General features: G+C 62.0%; 19 protein-coding genes. 12 read left to right on the forward strand and 7 right to left on the reverse strand.

Annotation, left to right across the window (positions count from 1 at the left end; translation table 11 throughout):
* Positions 1-10 precede the first annotated feature (10 nt).
* A complete protein-coding gene (locus AD665_RS02340; RefSeq protein ID WP_053190724.1) occupies positions 11-976 on the forward strand; it encodes a type II secretion system F family protein in 966 nt (321 codons plus the stop codon).
* 624 nt (positions 977-1600) lie between these two features.
* On the opposite strand, the gene AD665_RS02345 is transcribed toward AD665_RS02340, so the two are convergent.
* From AD665_RS02345 to AD665_RS02365, 6 genes are all read right to left on the reverse strand, one after another.
* The gene (locus AD665_RS02345) at positions 1601-1870 is read right to left on the reverse strand and encodes a DUF3613 domain-containing protein (protein ID WP_024776933.1); all 270 of its coding nucleotides are present in this window, start codon (positions 1868-1870) and stop codon (positions 1601-1603) included.
* 22 nt (positions 1871-1892) lie between these two features.
* On the reverse strand, positions 1893-2606 hold the full coding sequence (locus AD665_RS02350; RefSeq protein ID WP_053190728.1) for a tetratricopeptide repeat protein: 714 nt from the start codon (positions 2604-2606) through the stop codon (positions 1893-1895).
* A gap of 56 nt (positions 2607-2662) precedes the next feature.
* Positions 2663-3886, reverse strand: a complete 1224-nt coding sequence (locus AD665_RS02355) for a type II and III secretion system protein family protein (protein WP_053190732.1) — start codon at positions 3884-3886, stop codon at positions 2663-2665.
* A gap of 52 nt (positions 3887-3938) precedes the next feature.
* Positions 3939-4193: a hypothetical protein gene (locus AD665_RS27275; RefSeq protein ID WP_147460434.1), complete on the reverse strand. Its 255-nt coding sequence runs from the start codon at positions 4191-4193 to the stop codon at positions 3939-3941.
* A 75-nt stretch (positions 4194-4268) separates the two neighbouring features.
* On the reverse strand, positions 4269-4676 hold the full coding sequence (locus tag AD665_RS02360) for a PA2817 family protein (protein WP_024776930.1): 408 nt from the start codon (positions 4674-4676) through the stop codon (positions 4269-4271).
* Between the two features lie 94 nt (positions 4677-4770).
* Positions 4771-7218 carry an acyl-CoA dehydrogenase gene (locus AD665_RS02365; RefSeq protein WP_053190735.1) on the reverse strand — a complete coding sequence of 816 codons (2448 nt, stop codon included), beginning with the start codon at positions 7216-7218 and terminating at the stop codon, positions 4771-4773.
* A 344-nt stretch (positions 7219-7562) separates the two neighbouring features.
* Here AD665_RS02365 and AD665_RS02370 point away from each other — a divergent pair, with 344 nt between their 5' ends.
* The 3 genes from AD665_RS02370 (at position 7563) to AD665_RS02380 (ending at position 10028) form a co-directional block, all read left to right on the forward strand.
* A complete protein-coding gene (locus tag AD665_RS02370) occupies positions 7563-8186 on the forward strand; it encodes a glutathione S-transferase (RefSeq protein ID WP_053190737.1) in 624 nt (207 codons plus the stop codon).
* A 133-nt stretch (positions 8187-8319) separates the two neighbouring features.
* Positions 8320-9252, forward strand: coding sequence for an ABC transporter ATP-binding protein (locus tag AD665_RS02375; protein ID WP_053190739.1), 933 nt, complete (start codon positions 8320-8322; stop codon positions 9250-9252).
* Positions 9249-10028, forward strand: coding sequence for an ABC transporter permease (locus AD665_RS02380; RefSeq protein WP_024776926.1), 780 nt, complete (start codon positions 9249-9251; stop codon positions 10026-10028). The genes AD665_RS02375 and AD665_RS02380 overlap by 4 nt, the downstream gene beginning before the upstream one ends.
* A 140-nt stretch (positions 10029-10168) precedes the next feature.
* Here AD665_RS02380 and AD665_RS02385 read toward each other — a convergent pair whose 3' ends face one another.
* Positions 10169-10684, reverse strand: a complete 516-nt coding sequence (locus AD665_RS02385; protein WP_024776925.1) for a DUF2062 domain-containing protein — start codon at positions 10682-10684, stop codon at positions 10169-10171.
* A gap of 145 nt (positions 10685-10829) precedes the next feature.
* Here AD665_RS02385 and AD665_RS02390 point away from each other — a divergent pair, with 145 nt between their 5' ends.
* From AD665_RS02390 to murB, 8 genes are all read left to right on the forward strand, one after another.
* On the forward strand, positions 10830-13064 hold the full coding sequence (locus tag AD665_RS02390; RefSeq protein WP_053190742.1) for a DNA internalization-related competence protein ComEC/Rec2: 2235 nt from the start codon (positions 10830-10832) through the stop codon (positions 13062-13064).
* Positions 13065-13258: 194 nt separating this feature from the next.
* Positions 13259-13894: a MotA/TolQ/ExbB proton channel family protein gene (locus AD665_RS02395; RefSeq protein ID WP_162164403.1), complete on the forward strand. Its 636-nt coding sequence runs from the start codon at positions 13259-13261 to the stop codon at positions 13892-13894.
* The gene (locus tag AD665_RS02400; protein ID WP_024776922.1) at positions 13891-14319 is read left to right on the forward strand and encodes an ExbD/TolR family protein; all 429 of its coding nucleotides are present in this window, start codon (positions 13891-13893) and stop codon (positions 14317-14319) included. Before AD665_RS02395 ends, AD665_RS02400 begins: the two co-directional genes overlap by 4 nt.
* Positions 14319-15329, forward strand: coding sequence for a tetraacyldisaccharide 4'-kinase (lpxK, locus tag AD665_RS02405; RefSeq protein ID WP_024776921.1), 1011 nt, complete (start codon positions 14319-14321; stop codon positions 15327-15329). The genes AD665_RS02400 and lpxK overlap by 1 nt, the downstream gene beginning before the upstream one ends.
* A 23-nt stretch (positions 15330-15352) precedes the next feature.
* Positions 15353-15538 carry a Trm112 family protein gene (locus AD665_RS02410; RefSeq protein ID WP_003179363.1) on the forward strand — a complete coding sequence of 62 codons (186 nt, stop codon included), beginning with the start codon at positions 15353-15355 and terminating at the stop codon, positions 15536-15538.
* Complete coding sequence (gene kdsB / locus AD665_RS02415) at positions 15535-16299, forward strand: 3-deoxy-manno-octulosonate cytidylyltransferase (RefSeq protein ID WP_053190745.1); 765 nt, start codon at positions 15535-15537, stop codon at positions 16297-16299. Before AD665_RS02410 ends, kdsB begins: the two co-directional genes overlap by 4 nt.
* A complete protein-coding gene (locus AD665_RS02420) occupies positions 16299-16763 on the forward strand; it encodes a low molecular weight protein-tyrosine-phosphatase (RefSeq protein ID WP_024776919.1) in 465 nt (154 codons plus the stop codon). Before kdsB ends, AD665_RS02420 begins: the two co-directional genes overlap by 1 nt.
* On the forward strand, positions 16760-17779 hold the full coding sequence (murB, locus tag AD665_RS02425) for a UDP-N-acetylmuramate dehydrogenase (RefSeq protein WP_024776918.1): 1020 nt from the start codon (positions 16760-16762) through the stop codon (positions 17777-17779). Before AD665_RS02420 ends, murB begins: the two co-directional genes overlap by 4 nt.
* Positions 17780-17939: the final 160 nt, after the last annotated feature.

Below are 17939 nucleotides of genomic sequence, written 5' to 3' on the forward strand. Positions count from 1 at the left end.
GGTATCAGTCATGGATTTTTTGCTCGGGTTATTCAGTCGGTTTACCGGGAACGAAGAGCTGGCTCGCCTGCTATTCATCACTGCGGTTGGTCTCAGTACGGTGTTGACCGTGGTGGCCTTGCTATTGCTGATGCTGGGGTTGCAGGACCCGGTCCAGCGGCGCCTGGCGCTGATCAAGCGCGGCTATTCGGGCGGTGCGGCGGGGCATGAGGCGCCCGGGAACCTGCAACTGCTGCTCGAACGGATCGGCCAGCGCTTTGCCTCGGCCGATCCGACCCAGACGTCCGCCACCCAGATCCTGCTGACGCACGCCGGTTTCCGCTCCGCGTCGGCGGTGCAGATGTACTGGGCCGTGCGCTTGATGCTGCCGCTGTTGCTGCTGGGCCTGGCGCTCTTGTTGCTGCCGCTGGTCAAGGTGCCGATGATCATCGGGCTGTTGGGGGTGATCATGATGGTGGGCATCGGCTGGCTGCTGCCGGCGCTCTACGTCGGTAAGCGCAAGCAGGCGCGCCAGGCGCGGTTGCGCGCCGCATTCCCGGATGCGCTGGACCTGATGGTGGTGTGCGTCGAGTCGGGCCTGGCCCTGCCCACGACCATCGAGCGGGTGGCCGAGGAAATGGCGGTCAGCCAGGTTGAACTGGCCGAAGAGCTGGCCCTGGTCAATGCGCAGATCCGCGCAGGCATCACCAGCACCGAGGCGCTCCGGCAACTGGCAATGCGCACCGGCCTGGAGGACATCCAGGGGCTGGTCAGCCTGTTGGCGCAGAGCATCCGCTTCGGCACCAGTGTGGCCGATACCTTGCGTATCTACGCTGATGAGTTCCGCGACCGGCGTACCCAGGCTGCCGAGGAAATGGGCGCGAAGATTGGCACCAAGCTGATCTTTCCGCTGATCTTCTGTTTGTGGCCGAGTTTCTTTCTGGTTGCGATTGGGCCGGCCATGATTGGGGTGTTCAGGGCGTTTGGGAATATGTAGCTGTGTGACGAGGCGGCCTTGCAGCCGACCTGGTTCCTTCGGGTGCACTCCAATCCAACTCTGGGAGCGAGCCTGCTCGCGAAGGCGTCCGATCAGTCGCCACCAATGCCGACTGACAGACCGCCATCGCGAGCAGGCTCGCTCCCACATTGTTCCCGGCTGAACCCACTTTATGCATATGACCATCAACCCCCCTGTGGGGGCGGGCTTGCCCGCGAAGGCGACCTGACAGCCGACCTATCTCCCCGGCCATACCCCAATCCAATTGTGGGAGCGAGCCTGCTCGCGATAGCGGAGCGTCTGTCACGCAAGTGTTGAATGGGCCGACGCTATCGCGAGCAGGCTCGCAGACAGAGGTTGGTGGTGGATGCAAAGGCTGCGTACACCCCGAGTCCAGTGTGGGAGCGGGCTCGCCCGCGAAGGCGGCCGTACAGCCGACCTACCTCTCCGGTCGAACCCCAATCCCATTGTAGGAGCGAGCCTGCTCGCGATAGCGGAGCGTCTGTCACGCAAGGGTTATGGGCCGCCATCGCGAGCAAGCTCGCTCCCATAGGCGTGGTGGCGTAAAAAAATCGTCCGAAAGCCGCAAAGCCTTCGGACGATCTTTTTGGTTTCCAGCACGACTCATTTGCTGCTGGTGATTTCTCCACCCGACTTCTGTTCAAAGAACTCCGGAATCGGATAGTTGAAACTATTGAGCCAGCGCTGCATGGCCATTTCACGCTCGGCGGCGGAGGCGGTCTGCAGGTTGGTGGACGCGACCACACCGCGAATCTGCAACTGCATCCAGCTTTCCGTGCCTTGTTGCGCGGCCGAAGAGGGCCCCGGCTCGATTGCCCAGGCGGAGGTGGACAGGCATGCGGTGCAGATGATCAACAGCTGTTTCGTTTTCATCTCTTGGACTCCTCGTAACACTCTACTTGACCGCGCCGGATGAGGCATCGACTACCTCATTGGACCGGTCTGCCTGTGTCGTTCCCGTCTTGGTGGCCGAGCCCCTGATTCTCTCCGCGCGGGCCTGGGCATCCGCCACTTGTGCGGGGGTCAACTTGGCCATGCTCGCGAGTTCGGCGGCTTGCTTCCAGTTGTCCTGGTAGATCAGCAGCGTCACCATGTTCAGGGCGGCCAGGGAATCCGCCTGCCTGAGTTCCATGGCGGTCATGAACTCGAAACGCGCTTCAGGGATCCGGTGTTGATTGAGGTAGACGACACCCAGGTCGTTGCGGATTTTTCCTTCGGTCGGGGCCATTTTCGCCGCGCGTTCAAGGTGCTCGGTCGCGCTGGCGTTGTCATTCTTGGCGGCGGCCAATTGGCCCAGGCCATGTTCTCCATCGGCAGCCAGGCAGGTCCCGAGCAGGCTCTTGTACAACGGCTCTGCCTCGTTGCGTCCCATCAGGCGTAGCACCCGGGCCTTGCGCAGACGGACCTGGACGAGGTCTTCGGGTAAGCCTTCGAGGTTCGCCAGGCTGGCGTACAAACGCCCATCATTGGCCATGTCATCCGCCAGGTTCAGCGCCAGTTCCTGATCGGAACCGGGCCTGGCGCAACTGGAGGGACGGGAGGCTACTACGCCGTTACTGGCACAACCGGCGAGTATCAAGGTCGCCGTTATCGCAATCACTGCTTTCATGGAATGCCCTCCGGCATCAGGCTGCCCCCCCGCTTCCCTGCACATCAGGCGCCGGCTCATTGGGAAAGCCCGCTACGGTTGTCGAACTCGCCGTGTTCGAGGAAATACATGCGGTAAAAGTTCGGGTCATAGTTGCGCAATTGTTCGCCCGGCAAGGTCGGCAGTTGTGCGTCGGCGGCCAACGGTTGGACCAGGTGCGGCGTGACGATCATCAGCAGTTCCCGTTCCTCACGATCGATGGAGTGGTTACGGAAGAAGGCGCCGAGAATCGGAATATCGCCCAGACCGGGAAACTTGTTCACCTGGGAGGCGTTGCGTGTGCTGATCAGGCCGCTGATGACGAAGCTTTCGCCGTCGGCCAAGGCAATGCTGGTATCGGTGCGGCGAACGGTGAGCGCCGGAACCAGCGTGCCGGCGATGTTCACGGCATTGGTGAAGTCCAGCTCGCTGACTTCCGGGGCTACCTTCAATGCAATGCGGCTTTTACCGATGACCGTCGGCGTCAGGGTCAGGCGGATACCGAACTCCTTGTACTCGATAGACACGTTGTCGCTGCCGGCACTGGGCACTGGAATCGGCACCTCGCCGCCGGCCAGGAAGCTTGCGCTCTGCCCACTGAGGGCCACCAGGCTCGGACGCGCCAGGGTATAGGCAAAGCCGCTGCCCTCCAGCGCGTTGATCATCAGCAAGGTTTGTCCGGTGGCGAAGGACAGGTTGAACATGTCGTTATTGACCGGCAGTGAAGGCCGGACCACACCGCCGATGGTGGGCAGGGTCCTCGGTGCTCCGAACTGGAAGTTGCCGCGGCTGCCGAAGATCGAGGTCGAGGCTTCCTTGAGTTTGGTCCGGCTGACCTCGACGAAGCGGATGTCGGTCTGCACCTGGGCGAGCAGCATCGGATCTTCGGAAGGCACGCTCGCTGCCGTGGTCAGTGCTTCAGTGGCCCTGCCTTTGACGAAAATCATGCTCTGGCGGGGCATCTTCGAACACGCTGTCCAGACCATCAGGCTGGTAGCGCCCGGCGCTACGCCCGTGAGAATGAACGCGTCGCTGCCACTGGGCTGCACGTCGGCGATTTTCGGGTCGCCCACCGCGAGTTTGGTCACGGGGGCCAGGATGCGCAACTCGCTCTGGAGTCCCTGGCCGACCTCGAAGGTCGCCGGCAAGTTGTCCAGTTGCGAACAATTGCTGGCTGCGGCCTGCGCCGCATCCAGCCCAAGGCCCATCAGGAACAGGCCATGGATAAAGTGTTTCAACGCGGGCGCGGTACGATAGCTCATAGAATGCTCCTCGACAGACAGGCCGTCCCTAGACTTAACCAGTTGCCACGGATCATTTATGGGGTCCGGGCTGCCCCCCTATCTCACCACCCGGAAATAGACCCAGGCTGTCGAGCGGTGACTGGCGCAAACAGTTCGCCTGAGGCGATTTGCCGGTCACCTTGCTCGCTTCTGATTGACGGTAGTTCACCCATGGCAAAGCGCCACGCCGAAATTGAAAAAAACGTCTGAAAAGTGGCGGGGGTGAAAAAAGTGATGATGGATGCGTCAATAAAACGTCTTTTTCGGATTTTTTTGGCGCCTCCATGGACAACATCCTTTGGCAGGGGCACAAAAAAGCCCGCAGGGTTAACCGTGCGGGCTTTTGCATGACTGATCGCAATCAGTGCTTGCTGTCCTGGTCCGACATCGCCAGCAATTGCTTCTCCTGGTTCCAGTCGAAAGGTTCGTCATTCTGTTCGGCTTCGAAACGACGTTCCTCGAGGGCCTGGTACAGGTCGATTTCCTCGTCGGGCATGTAGTGCAGGCAGTCACCGCCGAAGTACCACAGCAGGTCACGCGGCACCAGGTGGGCGATTTGTGGATAACGGACGATCACCTGGCAGAGGAGGTCCTGGCCCAGGTACTGGCTTTCGATCGGATCGACGGGCAATTGCGCGCGCAATTCATCGAAGCGCTCCAGGAACAGCGCATGGCTTTCTTCGGGAACCTGTTCGGCCTCACCTACGGCGACCAGGATGCTGCGCAAGTGGTCAAGCAAGACAAGGTGATCGGCAACGACATTGGACACGAGATAAGTCCTCAAGAGCAAAACGGGCGCGGGAGTATAAAGCGCCCGCGCCGGTTTTTACATGGCCGTGGGTCAGCATGGGGCCAGTCCAAAATCAACGAACCTTGTCCTCGGCAAGCGTGAGGGCCTTCTTGTCGAAATCGTCCACGTCGATCACCTTGCGCCGCGCCGTTTCGGCCGCGAGCAGGGTCTGGGCTTCGCCAGCCTGTAGCACACCGGCTTCGAGGGCCGCATCGATAGGGTGCTCGCCGGGAGCCGGATTGAGCTGACCGTGCTTGAGCGCCGCATGCAATTTTTTCTGCAACGGCTGGGCCGCCATCAGCAGGTCGGCGGCGTGTTGCAGGGCGCCGACCGGATCATCGACCGAGTTCGGGCGATAGCAGCCTTGCAGCAATTCTTCGAGCGTCGGGTCGCCCTTGGCCCGCCCGATCACTGCGGCCACTTCTGCATCCAGCCGGTCGCTTGGCCCCTTGTGGCGCCGACCGAAGGGGAACACCACGCAGCGCAACAGGCCGCCCAGCAGCCGGTTCGGGAAGTTGGCCAACAGTTCGTCCAGCGCACGCTCCGACTGGCCGAGACTCTCCTCCAGGGCCCAGGTGAACAGCGGCGTCATGTGGTCCGGCGAATCCAGGTCGTGATAACGCTTGAGGGCCGCCGAGGCCAGGTAGAGGTTGCTCAGTACATCGCCCAGGCGCGCCGACAGGCGTTCGCGACGTTTGAGTTCACCGCCCAGCAGCATCATGCTCAGGTCCGCCAGCAGGGCAAAGGCCGCTGCCTGTCGATTCAGCGCGCGGAAATACCCCTGGCTCAGGGTGTTGCCGGGAGCCCGGTCGAAATGCCCCAGTCCCAGGTTCAGCACCAGGGTGCTGGCCGCGTTGCTTATGGCGAAGCCGATGTGCTTGAGCAACAAGCCGTCGAACTCGACCAGCGCCTGGTCCTTGTCTTCGCGTGTCGCCAAGGCCATTTCCTTGAGCACGAACGGATGGCAGCGGATCGCCCCCTGGCCGAAGATCATCAGGTTGCGCGACAGGATGTTCGCGCCTTCCACGGTGATGAAGATCGGCGCGCCTTGCCAACTGCGCCCCAGGTAATTGTTCGGGCCCATGATGATGCCTTTGCCGCCATGCACGTCCATGGCGTGGCCGATGCACTCGCGGCCGCGTTCGGTCAGGTGGTACTTGAGGATCGCCGACAGCACCGAGGGCTTTTCCCCCAGGTCCACCGCGTTGGCGGTCAGCATGCGGGCGGCATCCATCATCCAGGCGTTGCCACCGATACGTGCCATGGCTTCCTGGATGCCTTCGAAGGCTGACAACGGCACGTTGAACTGTTCGCGTACCTGGGCGTACTGGCCGGTCACCAGGCTGGTGAACTTCGCTGCTCCGGTGCCCACGGCTGGCAGGGAAATCGAACGGCCGACCGACAGGCAGTTCATCAGCATCATCCAGCCCTTGCCGAGCATGGGTTGGCCGCCGATGAGGAAGTCCAGTGGAATAAACACGTCCTTGCCCCAGTTCGGCCCGTTCATGAACGCTGCACCCAAGGGCAGGTGGCGCCGGCCTATATGGACGCCGGGAGTGTCGGTGGGAATCAGGGCAAGACTGATGCCCAGGTCTTCCTCGTCCCCCAGCAGGTGGTCGGGATCATAGGCCTTGAAAGCCAGGCCGAGGAGGGTGGCCACGGGGCCCAGGGTGATGTAGCGCTTTTCCCAGTTCAGACGCAGGCCCAGGGTTTCCTGGCCTTGCCAGTCACCTTTGCAGATGATGCCGGTGTCGGGCATCGCACCGGCGTCGGAACCGGCGAGGGGCCCGGTCAGGGCGAAGCATGGAATATCGTCGCCACGGGCCAGTCGCGGCAGGTAATGGTCACGTTGTTCCTCTGTACCGTAGTGCAGCAGCAACTCCGCCGGGCCAAGGGAGTTTGGGACCATCACCGTGGAGGCCAGGTCGCCGCTGCGGGTGGCCAGCTTCATCGCCACCTGGGAGTGGGCATAGGCGGAGAAGCCCTTGCCCCCATATTCCTTCGGAATGATCAGTGCGAAGAATCCATGTTCCTTGATGTGCGCCCAGGCTTCGGGCGGCAGGTCCATGGCCTGGCCGATCTGCCAGTCGCTGACCATGGCGCAGAGTGCTTCGGTGGGACCGTCGAGAAACGCCTGTTCCTCTTCGGTCAGTTGCACCTTGGGATAGGCCAGCAACCGGTCCCAATCCGGACGGCCGCTGAACAGCTCGCCATCCCACCACACCGTGCCGGCGTCGATGGCATCGCGCTCGGTTTCCGACATGGGCGGCAGGGTCTTCTGAAACCAGTCGAACATCGGCGCGCTGAAATACCTGCGACGCAGGTCCGGCAGCAACAAAGGTGCCGCGATAGCGCCGAGCATGATCCAGAGGATCAGCATCAGCGCGCCTGGGGCATGGCTGAATATGCCCATCGCCAGCAGGTAGACCGCGACGATACCCAGTACGGGCAGCGGGGCGGTGCGCCGATGGGCCAGCCAGGCTATCCCGACGACCAGAACCAGTATCCACAACAACAGCATAGGAAGTCCTCCGTGAACCAGGGCAAAACCGACCCACAGAGCTTAGACGGCATCTGTAAAAGCGGCGGTCAGCGCAATGTGATTGATTTCGCGGGAAACCCCGGATGCATTGCACCAGTCTGGTTGGCAACAATCGTGGGAAATGGTTCGTTGGAAAAGTGAGAAAACGCCATGATTTGGCTGAAATGACATTAGCTGTGGATCGAGCCCGGACGCTAAATCATAAAAGCGAACCCAGAACCTGTGGTGAGGGGATCAGTTCGGTTCCGGGGCATGGTGACGATTTGAGCCGCGACTGATCCGGCGTATGCTGCTGCGGCACTTATCCACTGAGGGAAACCGTGATGCTGAAGATCTGGGGCCGGAAGAATTCATCGAATGTCCGCAAGGCACTGTGGTGCGCCGAAGAGCTGGGGCTGGCCTTCGAGGCCATCGATGCGGGTGGTGCATTCGGGGTAGTGGACACCCCGGAGTACCGGGCGAAGAACCCCAACGGTCGCGTTCCAATGATCGAAGACGACGGTTTCGTGCTGTGGGAATCCAACACCATCGTACGTTATCTGCTGGCTCGCCATGCGCCCGGTTCAGCCTGGTATCCGAGCGATCTCCAGGCGCGAGCCACGGCTGACAAATGGATGGACTGGACCACATCGTCCTTTGCCGGGCCGTTTCGCACCGTGTTCTGGGGGATCGTTCGCACGCCAGCAGAGCAGCAGGACTGGCCCGCCATCCAGGCAGCGATCAAGGAGTGTGAGGGCTTGCTGGCAATGGCAGACGAGGCCTTGAGCGAACAACCCTATCTCTCGGGTGAGGACATCGGCATGGGCGACATTCCCCTGGGCAGTTTCATTTATGCCTGGTTCGAAATGCCCATCGAGCGGGCGGCGCAGCCTCATCTCGAAGCCTGGTACCGGCGGTTGCAACAGCGCCCGGCTTACCGCAAGGCCGTCATGACCGCGTTGACTTAATACTTACTATCGACACGCGTGACTGTACTTGTGCAGCGGCGCCAAGCACCATGGCGTCCATGCGTTGTGGTTGTATTGCTCGCCGCTCGCCCTCATGTATTCCTTTCCTCCCTTCTTGGTGCGTAGATCCGATATGAGTTCCGCTCTGTCCATCCGGCAGCTAACCAAAACCTACGGCAACGGTTTCCAGGCCCTGAGTGGTATCGATCTGGACGTTGCCGAAGGTGATTTTTTCGCCTTGCTCGGCCCCAACGGTGCCGGCAAATCCACCACCATCGGCATTCTTTCCACCCTGGTGAACAAGACCAGCGGCACAGTGAATGTCTTCGGCCATGACCTGGACCGCGAGCCTGCCGCGCTCAAGCGCTGCATTGGCGTGGTGCCCCAGGAATTCAATTTCAACCAGTTCGAAAAGACCTTCGACATCGTCGTGACCCAGGCGGGTTATTACGGCATCCCGCCGAAGATCGCCAACGAGCGCGCCGAGCAATACCTGACCCAGCTGGGGTTGTGGGACAAGCGCGACGTGCCGTCCCGTTCGTTGTCCGGCGGCATGAAGCGCCGGCTGATGATCGCCCGTGCACTGGTGCATGAGCCGCGCTTGCTGATCCTCGACGAACCGACCGCGGGCGTGGACATCGAGCTGCGTCGCTCGATGTGGACCTTCCTGACCGAGCTGAACCAGAAAGGCATCACCATCATCCTCACCACCCATTATCTGGAAGAGGCCGAACAGTTGTGCCGCAACATCGGCATCATCGACCACGGCACCATCGTCGAGAACACCAGCATGCGGCAGTTGCTCAGCCAACTGCACGTGGAGACGTTCCTGCTGGATCTGAAGAGTGACCTGATGGCCGCTCCCCAACTGATCGGCTATCCGGCACGGCTGGTGGACCGTCACACCCTGGAGGTCCAGGTGGATAAAACCGTCGGCATCACCGGGCTATTCACTCAACTGGCCCTGCAGAACATCGAAGTGCAGAGCCTGCGCAACAAAACCAATCGCCTCGAGGAGCTGTTCGTGTCCCTGGTGGAGAAAAACCTGGCAAAGGAGGCGGTATGAGTTCCGAATTGCGCCCCAACCTCATCGCCCTCAATACCATCGTTTACCGCGAAGTCCGGCGTTTCACGCGGATCTGGCCGCAGACCCTGCTGCCGCCGGCCATCACCATGGTTTTGTACTTCGTGATTTTCGGCAACCTGATCGGCCGGCAGATCGGCGACATGGGCGGCTTCACGTACATGGACTACATCGTGCCGGGGCTGATCATGATGTCGGTGATCACCAACTCCTACGGCAACGTGGTGTCGAGCTTCTTCGGCAGCAAGTTCCAGCGCTCGATCGAAGAGTTGATGGTTTCGCCGGTTTCGCCCCACACGATCCTGATCGGCTATGCCCTGGGCGGCGTGTTGCGCGGCCTGGCGGTGGGCCTGATCGTGACCTTGCTGTCGCTGTTCTTTACCCATCTGCAGGTGCATCACCTGGGCGTGACCATACTGGTGGTGGTGCTCACGGCGACGATCTTTTCGCTGCTGGGTTTCATCAACGCCGTATTTGCGCGCAACTTCGATGACATTTCCATCATCCCGACGTTCGTGCTCACGCCGCTGACTTACCTGGGCGGAGTGTTCTACTCCATTTCCCTGCTGCCATTGTTCTGGCAGACGGTGTCCCTGGCCAACCCGGTACTGCACATGGTCAACGCCTTCCGCTACGGCATCCTCGGGGTTTCCGATATCCGCATCAGCGTTGCGATTACCTTCATGCTGGTGGCGACCGTGGCGCTCTATATCGGTTGCGCCCGGTTGCTGGTCAGTGGGCGTGGCATGCGCACCTGATCCCTGTGGGAGCGAGCCTGCTCGCGATGGCGTCGGATCTGACCCATCGCAATCGCGAGCAGGCTCGCTCCCACACTTGATCTGTCTTAGCCGCAGATACGCCGCAAAAAGAAGGCCTCCAAATTGGAGGCCTTCTTTTTTCACATCCGGCTTTTCCTGCGCCGGTTCCATTGCCGGGCCACCCACCAGCGCCAATAACTCATGGTGACAAAGTAGGCCAGTGCGCCCAGCACCAGGCCGGTCACCACCGAGCCCAGCAGGAACGGCTGCCACAAGGTGGACACCTGCTCGGTGATCCAGGCCCAGGTCAGTTCATCCGGCAAGGTCCGGGCCGGCACGTCCATCAGCCAGGCGCCGGTCTGGTAGGTGCAGAAAAACACCGCCGGCATGGTGATGGGGTTGGTCAGCCAGACCAGGCTCACCGCAATCGGAATGTTGCCCCGTACCACGATGGCCAACGCTGCGGCCAGGAGCATTTGCAAGGGAATGGGGAGAAAAGCTGCGAACAGGCCGACCGCCATCGCCCGGGCCACTGAATGGCGATTGAGGTGCCAGAGGTTGGGGTCATGCAAGAGGGTGCCGAGAAAACGTAAGGACTTGTGTTCCCGGATGCTCGCTGGGTCTGGCAGGTAACGTTTGAATAGGCGCCGGGGCATAAGGCTTCTCGGTCGGTTCTAAAGCAATGAAGCGGCAAGTATGTCCGGATTCTAAGTCCGGCAGATTCAGAGTTTGTGACAATTGATAACGCCCACGGTGCCGCAGATCGGCTAAGCCTGGAGAGAGAACTCTCAAGGATGGGTTATGCGCACAGGGTGGGTCGCGCTTGCACTGGGGCTGGTGGCCCCGGTTTTCTTTCCGGCATTGCCGCCGTTGTGGCTGGTCGCCGCGTTGCCGATGCTGGCGCTGATGGTGCTGCCGTTTCGAATGTATCCGCTGGGTTTTTTCCTGTTGGGGCTGGCCTGGGCCTGCCTGTCGGCGCAGTTCGCGCTGGACGAGCGCCTGCCGGCGTTGCTGGATGGCGAAACCCGTTGGGTCGAAGGGCGTGTCACCGGGTTGCCGCACTACAGTGACGGCGTGGTGCGCTTCGATCTGGTCGAGGCACGATCGCGTCGCACCCGGCTACCGACGTCAATGCGTCTGGCCTGGTTCGGGGGGGCACCGGTGAGCAGTGGCGAGCATTGGCGGTTGGCGGTGAAACTGAAGCGGCCCGCCGGGCTGATGAACCCGCACGGTTTTGACCATGAAGCCTGGTTGCTGAGTCGAGGCATTGGCGCAACCGGTACGGTCAAGGATGGTCGTCGTTTGCAACCGGCCCAGGGGGCTTGGCGCGACGGGGTACGCCAGGCACTGGCACAGGTCGATGCCCAAGGCCGCTCCGGTGCGCTGATGGCATTGGTCCTGGGCGATGGCGGCGGGTTGAGCCGTGAAGACTGGCAGGTGCTGCAAGACACCGGCACGGTCCATCTGCTGGTCATTTCCGGACAACACATCGGCTTGCTTGCCGGCCTGGTGTACCTGCTGGTGGCCGGTGCGGCGCGTTATGGCGTGTGGCCGGGGCGTCTGCCATGGTTACCGTGGGCCTGTGCCCTGGCCTTCTTCGCGGCCCTGGGCTACGGCTTGCTTGCCGGGTTCGAGGTGCCGGTGCGGCGGGCCTGCGCAATGATTGGCCTGGTGCTGCTGTGGCGCTTGCGCTTCAAACACCCCGATCCCTGGTGGGCGTGGCTGCTGGCTTTCGATGGCGTGCTGCTGTTCGATCCTTTGGCCAGCCTGCGGCCGGGATTCTGGCTGTCATTTGCCGCAGTCGCGGTACTGATGTTCACCTTCGGCGGGCGCCTGGGACCCTGGCGCTGGTGGCAAACCTGGACCCGCGCCCAGTGGTTGGTGGCAGTCGGATTGTGCCCGTTGTTGCTGATATTGGGCCTGCCCGTGAGCCTCAGCGGGCCGCTGGTGAATCTTCTGGCGGTGCCCTGGATCAGCCTGCTGGTACTGCCGTCGGCGTTGCTCGGCACGGTATTGCTGCCGGTGCCGTTCATCGGTGAAGCGCTGCTATGGATCGCCGGGGGGTTGCTCGACCTGATGTTCGAGGGGCTCGCGCTGGTGGCCGGGCGAGTGCCGGTCTGGGTCCCCGTTCCGGTCCCTCTGTGGACGTGGTGCATCGCAGCGCTCGGCGCCTTTGTGCTGTTATTGCCCAAGGGCGTGCCGCTGCGTCTACTGGGGTGGCCGATGTTGCTGCTGATGGTGTTTGCACCACGGGAAGAGGTGCCGTCAGGGCGAGCGCATATCTGGCAACTCGACGTTGGCCAGGGGCTGGCAGTGCTGGTGCGCACCCGTCACCACAACCTGCTCTATGACGCAGGACCACGTTTCGGCGATGCCGATGTGGGCGAGCGTGTCGTGCTACCGACCTTGCGCAAACTGGGAGTGCGGAAGCTGGACCTGATGCTGCTCAGCCATGCCGATGCCGATCACGCCGGCGGTGCCCAGGCCGTGCGTAACGGGCTGGCAACGTTCCGGGTAATCAGCGGCGATCCGGCCGCGTTGCCCGTCGCCCTTGAAGCTGAGGCCTGCGACAGCGGCGAACATTGGGAATGGGACGGCGTGCGCTTCGAAGTGTGGCAATGGTTGTCGGCCCATGAAAGCAACCAGAAATCCTGCGTCTTGCTGGTCGAGGCCAACGGTGAACGGATCCTGTTGACCGGCGACATCGATACCCATGCCGAGCGCGCGTTGCTCGATGGCCCCCTGGCAGTGCCGACCCAGTGGCTGGCTGCGCCCCACCATGGCAGCCGCAGCTCATCGTCGATGGCGTTGCTGTCGCGCCTCAAGCCACATTCGGTGTTGATCTCCCGGGGCCAGGGCAACGCGTTTGGCCATCCGCATCCTCAGGTGATGGCCCGGTATCGACGGTTGGACATGACGATCTACGACAGTGCCGAACAGGGCGCCATTCGTCTGCAACTGGGGGCCTTCGAGCTGCCGGATACCCAGGCCGGCCATCGGCGCTACTGGCGTGACCCGCCGGCTGCGGGGCCCTGAAATTCCAGCGTGTAGGAGCGGTCGAGCGAAGCGAGGCAGCGATCTTGCCCCAGACAATTGCATCCCGAGCGAACACCACCAGATCAAGATCAAAAGATCGCAGGCTTCGCCAGCACCTACGTTAGTCGGCGGGACGGGTCTGCATGGCGAGTCTCTATGATAAAGTGGCGCACTTTTTCGAGGGGGCAGTCACTGTGTGGGAATTGGTCAAATCCGGCGGCTGGATGATGTTGCCGATCATTCTGAGTTCCATCGCGGCACTGGGTATCGTTGCCGAACGCCTGTGGACCCTGCGGGCCAGCCGCGTGACCCCGGAGCATTTGCTCGGGCAGGTCTGGGTCTGGATCAAGGACAAACAACTTAACAAGGACAAGCTCAAGGAGCTGCGGTCCAGTTCGCCATTGGGCGAGATCCTGGCGGCCGGCCTGGCCAACTCCAAGCATGGTCGCGAGATCATGAAAGAGTGCATAGAGGAAGCCGCGGCCCGGGTCATCCATGAGCTGGAGCGCTACATCAATGCCCTGGGTACCATCGCCGCCATGGCCCCGTTGCTGGGCCTGCTGGGTACGGTGCTGGGCATGATCGACATTTTCAGCGCCTTTACCGGATCCGGCGTAAGTACCAATGCCTCGGCGTTGGCCGGTGGTATCTCCAAAGCCTTGATCACCACCGCCGCGGGCCTGATGGTGGGTATCCCGTCGGTGTTCTTCCATCGGTTCCTGCAGCGCCGCGTCGACGAGCTGGTGGTGGGCATGGAGCAGGAAGCCATCAAGTTGGTCGAGGTGGTGCAGGGCGATCGTGACGTGGACCTGGCCGGGAGCAAGAAGTGAAGTTCCGCCGCAAACCACGGGAAAACATCGAGATCAACCTCGCGTCGCTGATCGACGTGGTGTTCATCCTGCTGCTGTTTTTCGTCGTGACCACCACCTTTACCCGGGAAACCCAGCTCAAAGTCGAGTTGCCGCAGGCGGTCAGTGGTTCGCCGGCCGAAGACCAGCAGTTGAAGAATCTGGAAATCACCATCAGCGCAGAAGGGTCGATTTCGGTAAACAACCAGTTGTTGCCCAAGAGCGACCTGGCGACCCTGATCGAGGTGTTGCAGAAAGAGTCCGGGGGCGACACCAACCTGCCGCTGTCCATCAGTGCTGACGGCAAGACTCCCCATCAATCGGTCATCACCGCCATGGACGCGGCCGGCAAGCTCGGCTTCAGCCACTTGCGCATGACCACGGTCGAGGCGGCGCCCGCACCCTGATGGCCATGTCCGATCGATTGCTTGCCGCGTGGTATGACGGTCACCCGGCCCTGGTGCTGTTGCGGCCACTGGAGTGGCTGTACCGGCGCGTGGTGGTCGGCAAGCGTGAGCGTTTCCTGGCGGGTGAGGGCGATATCTATCAGCCGCCCGTGCCGCTGGTGGTGGTGGGCAACATCACCGTGGGTGGCACCGGCAAGACGCCGATGATCCTGTGGATGATCCAGCACTGCCAGCGCTGTGGCCTGCGGGTTGGCGTGGTCAGCCGGGGGTATGGCGCCAAACCGCCGCAATTGCCGTGGCGAGTCGAGGCTGAGCAGGGCGCCGATATCGCCGGTGACGAGCCTTTGCTGATCGTTCAGCGCACCGGCGTACCGCTGATGATTGACCCGGATCGCAGCCGCGCGGTCCAGGCGCTGCTGGCATCGGAACCGCTGGACCTGATCCTGTCCGATGATGGCATGCAGCATTACCGGCTTGCTCGCGATCTCGAACTGGTGTTGATCGACAATGCCCGCGGCTTGGGCAACCGGCGTTGCCTGCCTGCCGGTCCGTTGCGCGAACCGGTCGAGCGCCTGCAGTCGGTGGATGCGGTGCTTTACAACGGCGCCGGTGCCGATCGTGAAGACGGTTTCGCCTTCGAACTGCGGCCCACCGCCCTGGTGAATCTGGCCAGTGGCGAACGACGCCCCCTCGACCACTTTTCGTCCGGTCAGGCCTTGCATGCCGTGGCCGGTATCGGCAATCCGCAACGTTTCTTCAAGACCCTCGAAACGCTACACTGGCGGCCTATACCGCACGGGTTTGCCGACCATGCCGAATACAGCTTCGAGGCCTTGAATTTCACACCGCCACTACCGGTGGTCATGACGGAAAAGGACGCGGTCAAATGCCGTGCCTTTGCCGCTTCCGACTGGTGGTACCTGGCGGTGGACGCCGTGCCTTCAGCGGCCTTCGAGGCATGGTTCGATACGCAGTTGATGCGCCTGTTGCCGGATCGGCTATTACCTTAAGAACCTTATCCAGGGGAAATTCCATGGACACCAAACTGCTCGATATCCTGGCCTGCCCGGTTTGCAAAGGCCCGCTCAAGCTCAGTGCCGACAAGACCGAGCTGATCAGCAAGGGCGCTGGCCTGGCTTACCCGATTCGTGACGGCATCCCGGTGATGCTCGAAAGCGAAGCGCGTACCCTGACCACCGATGAGCGCCTGGATAAATGAGCGTCGACTTCACCGTTGTAATCCCGTCGCGCTTCGCTTCGACGCGCTTGCCCGGCAAACCTTTGTTGTCGATCGCCGGCAAACCGATGATCCAGCACGTGTGGGAACAGGCCTGCAGGAGCAGCGCCCGACGCGTGGTAGTGGCGACGGACGACCAGCGCATCGTCGAGGCCTGCGAGGGCTTTGGTGCCGAGGTGGTCATGACTCGGGAAGATCACAATTCCGGCACTGATCGCCTGGCGGAAGTTGCCGCGAAGCTGGGCCTGGAGTCCGACTCCATCGTGGTCAACGTGCAAGGCGACGAACCGCTGATCCCGCCCAGCGTGATCGATCAGGTCGCAGCCAACCTGGCGGCCCATCCCGAAGCGCGCATGGCCACGCTGGCCGAGCCGATCAAGGACGTGCAGACCCTGTTCAACCCGAACGTGGTCAAGGTAATCAGTGATCTGGACGGCCTGGCGCTGACCTTCAGTCGCGCTACATTGCCCTGGGCTCGAGATGCGTTCGCTCAAAACCGTGATGTCATGCCTGAAGGTGTGCCATATCGTCGCCATATCGGCATTTATGCCTACCGCGCCGGTTTTCTTCAGGACTTCGTCGCCTGGGGTCCGTGCTGGCTGGAAAACACCGAGGCCCTGGAGCAGCTGCGCGCGCTCTGGCACGGTGTGCGGATCCATGTTGCCGATGCGTTGATCGCCCCGCCAACCGGCGTCGACACGGTGGAAGATCTTGAGCGCGTCCGTCGCCTGCTGGAGGCCTGATGCGGGTTCTGTTCGTCTGCCTCGGCAACATCTGCCGTTCGCCTACCGCCGAAGGCATCCTGCGACACAAACTGCACGAGGCCGGGCTGACCGGGCAGGTGGAGGTGGCCTCCGCTGGCACCGGTGACTGGCATGTGGGCAAGCCGCCGGACAAGCGCAGCCAGGCCGCGGCCCTGCGGCGCGGCTATGATTTGTCGGCCCAGCGCGCCCGACAAGTCAGCCGCGCCGATTTCGCCGCGTATGACCTGATCCTGGCGATGGACAGCAGCAACCTGCGCAATCTCAAGGCTCTGCAGCCGGCCGATGGCCGTGCTGAACTGGATCTGTTCCTGCGGCGCTACGAGGCCGGAGTCGATGACGTACCGGACCCATACTATGACGGCGAACAGGGTTTCGAGCAGGTCCTGGACCTGATCGAACGCGCCACGGATCGCTTGGTGATCGAATTGAAGGGACGGCTATGAGCTTGCAGGTACAGGCCGACGTCAGCCTCAAGCCGTTCAACAGTTTCGGGGTGGACGTCAAGGCCCGGCTGTTCGCCGAGGCCCATGGTGATGGGGATATCCGCGAGGCGCTGGCCTACGCCGCCGGGCATGAGGTGCCGCTGTTGGTGATCGGTGGAGGCAGCAATCTGCTGCTTACCGGCGACATCGATGCGTTGGTGTTGCGCATGGCCAGTCGCGGGATCCGTCTGCTGAGCGATGAGGGTGATCGGGTGGTGATCGAGGCCGAGGCCGGAGAACCCTGGCATCCTTTCGTCCAGCACACGTTGGCGCAAGGCTGGGCGGGGCTGGAGAACCTCAGCCTGATCCCCGGTACGGTGGGCGCCGCGCCGATGCAAAACATCGGCGCCTATGGCGTGGAAATAAAGGACGTCTTTGCCGGCCTTACCGCCCTGGACCGCCAGACTGGCGAGTTGCGGGATTTCACGCTCGAGCAATGTCGTTTCGCCTACCGTGACAGCCTGTTCAAGCAGCAACCGGGTCGTTGGTTGATCCTGCGGGTGCGCTTCGCCCTCAGTCGTGCCGCTCATCTGCACCTGGAGTATGGCCCGGTCCGTCAACGATTGACCGAGCAGGGCATCGACCAGGCGACACCCATCGATGTCAGCCGGGCCATTTGCAGCATCCGCAGCGAAAAATTGCCGGACCCGGCCGTGCTGGGCAATGCCGGCAGTTTCTTCAAGAACCCGCTGGTGCCGGCCGCGCACGTCACGCAACTCAAGGTGCAATACCCCGATCTGGTGGCTTATCCACAGCCCGAGGGCCAGATGAAAATCGCCGCGGGCTGGCTGATCGAGCGTGCTGGCTGGAAGGGGTTTCGTGAGGGCGATGCCGGCGTGCATAAGTTGCAGGCGCTGGTGCTGGTCAACTATGGCGAGGCCACTGGTCTTCAACTGCTGGACCTGGCCCAGCGTATCCAAAAAGATATTTCCGAACGTTTCCAGGTTGACCTGGAAATGGAGCCCAATCGCTACTGAGTCAAGGTTCGCCATGCACCGGGGACGCCCTGCACAAACCTCGCACAAGCATCATTTGTGCAGGATTGTGCAGGGCGTTTTGCTTGAACCTGGGTTAATTTAATCTGCTGACGATGCGACGCTACGCACCGTAGAGGGCCCGGTGCAGACACGTGCGTGT

This window comes from Pseudomonas corrugata (assembly GCF_001269905.1).
Classification (GTDB): domain Bacteria; phylum Pseudomonadota; class Gammaproteobacteria; order Pseudomonadales; family Pseudomonadaceae; genus Aquipseudomonas; species Aquipseudomonas corrugata.

What these genes read in the sequence shown, in the direction of transcription:
- AD665_RS02340 (WP_053190724.1), top strand. Translation starts at nt 11, where the DNA reads ATGGATTTTTTGCTCGGGTTATTCAGTCGGTTTACCGGGAACGAAGAG.
- AD665_RS02345 (WP_024776933.1), bottom strand. Translation starts at nt 1,870, where the DNA reads ATGAAAACGAAACAGCTGTTGATCATCTGCACCGCATGCCTGTCCACC.
- AD665_RS02350 (WP_053190728.1), bottom strand. Translation starts at nt 2,606, where the DNA reads ATGAAAGCAGTGATTGCGATAACGGCGACCTTGATACTCGCCGGTTGT.
- AD665_RS02355 (WP_053190732.1), bottom strand. Translation starts at nt 3,886, where the DNA reads ATGAGCTATCGTACCGCGCCCGCGTTGAAACACTTTATCCATGGCCTG.
- AD665_RS27275 (WP_147460434.1), bottom strand. Translation starts at nt 4,193, where the DNA reads ATGGAGGCGCCAAAAAAATCCGAAAAAGACGTTTTATTGACGCATCCA.
- AD665_RS02365 (WP_053190735.1), bottom strand. Translation starts at nt 7,218, where the DNA reads ATGCTGTTGTTGTGGATACTGGTTCTGGTCGTCGGGATAGCCTGGCTG.
- AD665_RS02370 (WP_053190737.1), top strand. Translation starts at nt 7,563, where the DNA reads ATGCTGAAGATCTGGGGCCGGAAGAATTCATCGAATGTCCGCAAGGCA.
- AD665_RS02375 (WP_053190739.1), top strand. Translation starts at nt 8,320, where the DNA reads ATGAGTTCCGCTCTGTCCATCCGGCAGCTAACCAAAACCTACGGCAAC.
- AD665_RS02380 (WP_024776926.1), top strand. Translation starts at nt 9,249, where the DNA reads ATGAGTTCCGAATTGCGCCCCAACCTCATCGCCCTCAATACCATCGTT.
- AD665_RS02385 (WP_024776925.1), bottom strand. Translation starts at nt 10,684, where the DNA reads ATGCCCCGGCGCCTATTCAAACGTTACCTGCCAGACCCAGCGAGCATC.
- AD665_RS02390 (WP_053190742.1), top strand. Translation starts at nt 10,830, where the DNA reads ATGCGCACAGGGTGGGTCGCGCTTGCACTGGGGCTGGTGGCCCCGGTT.
- lpxK (WP_024776921.1), top strand. Translation starts at nt 14,319, where the DNA reads ATGGCCATGTCCGATCGATTGCTTGCCGCGTGGTATGACGGTCACCCG.
- AD665_RS02410 (WP_003179363.1), top strand. Translation starts at nt 15,353, where the DNA reads ATGGACACCAAACTGCTCGATATCCTGGCCTGCCCGGTTTGCAAAGGC.
- kdsB (WP_053190745.1), top strand. Translation starts at nt 15,535, where the DNA reads ATGAGCGTCGACTTCACCGTTGTAATCCCGTCGCGCTTCGCTTCGACG.
- AD665_RS02420 (WP_024776919.1), top strand. Translation starts at nt 16,299, where the DNA reads ATGCGGGTTCTGTTCGTCTGCCTCGGCAACATCTGCCGTTCGCCTACC.
- murB (WP_024776918.1), top strand. Translation starts at nt 16,760, where the DNA reads ATGAGCTTGCAGGTACAGGCCGACGTCAGCCTCAAGCCGTTCAACAGT.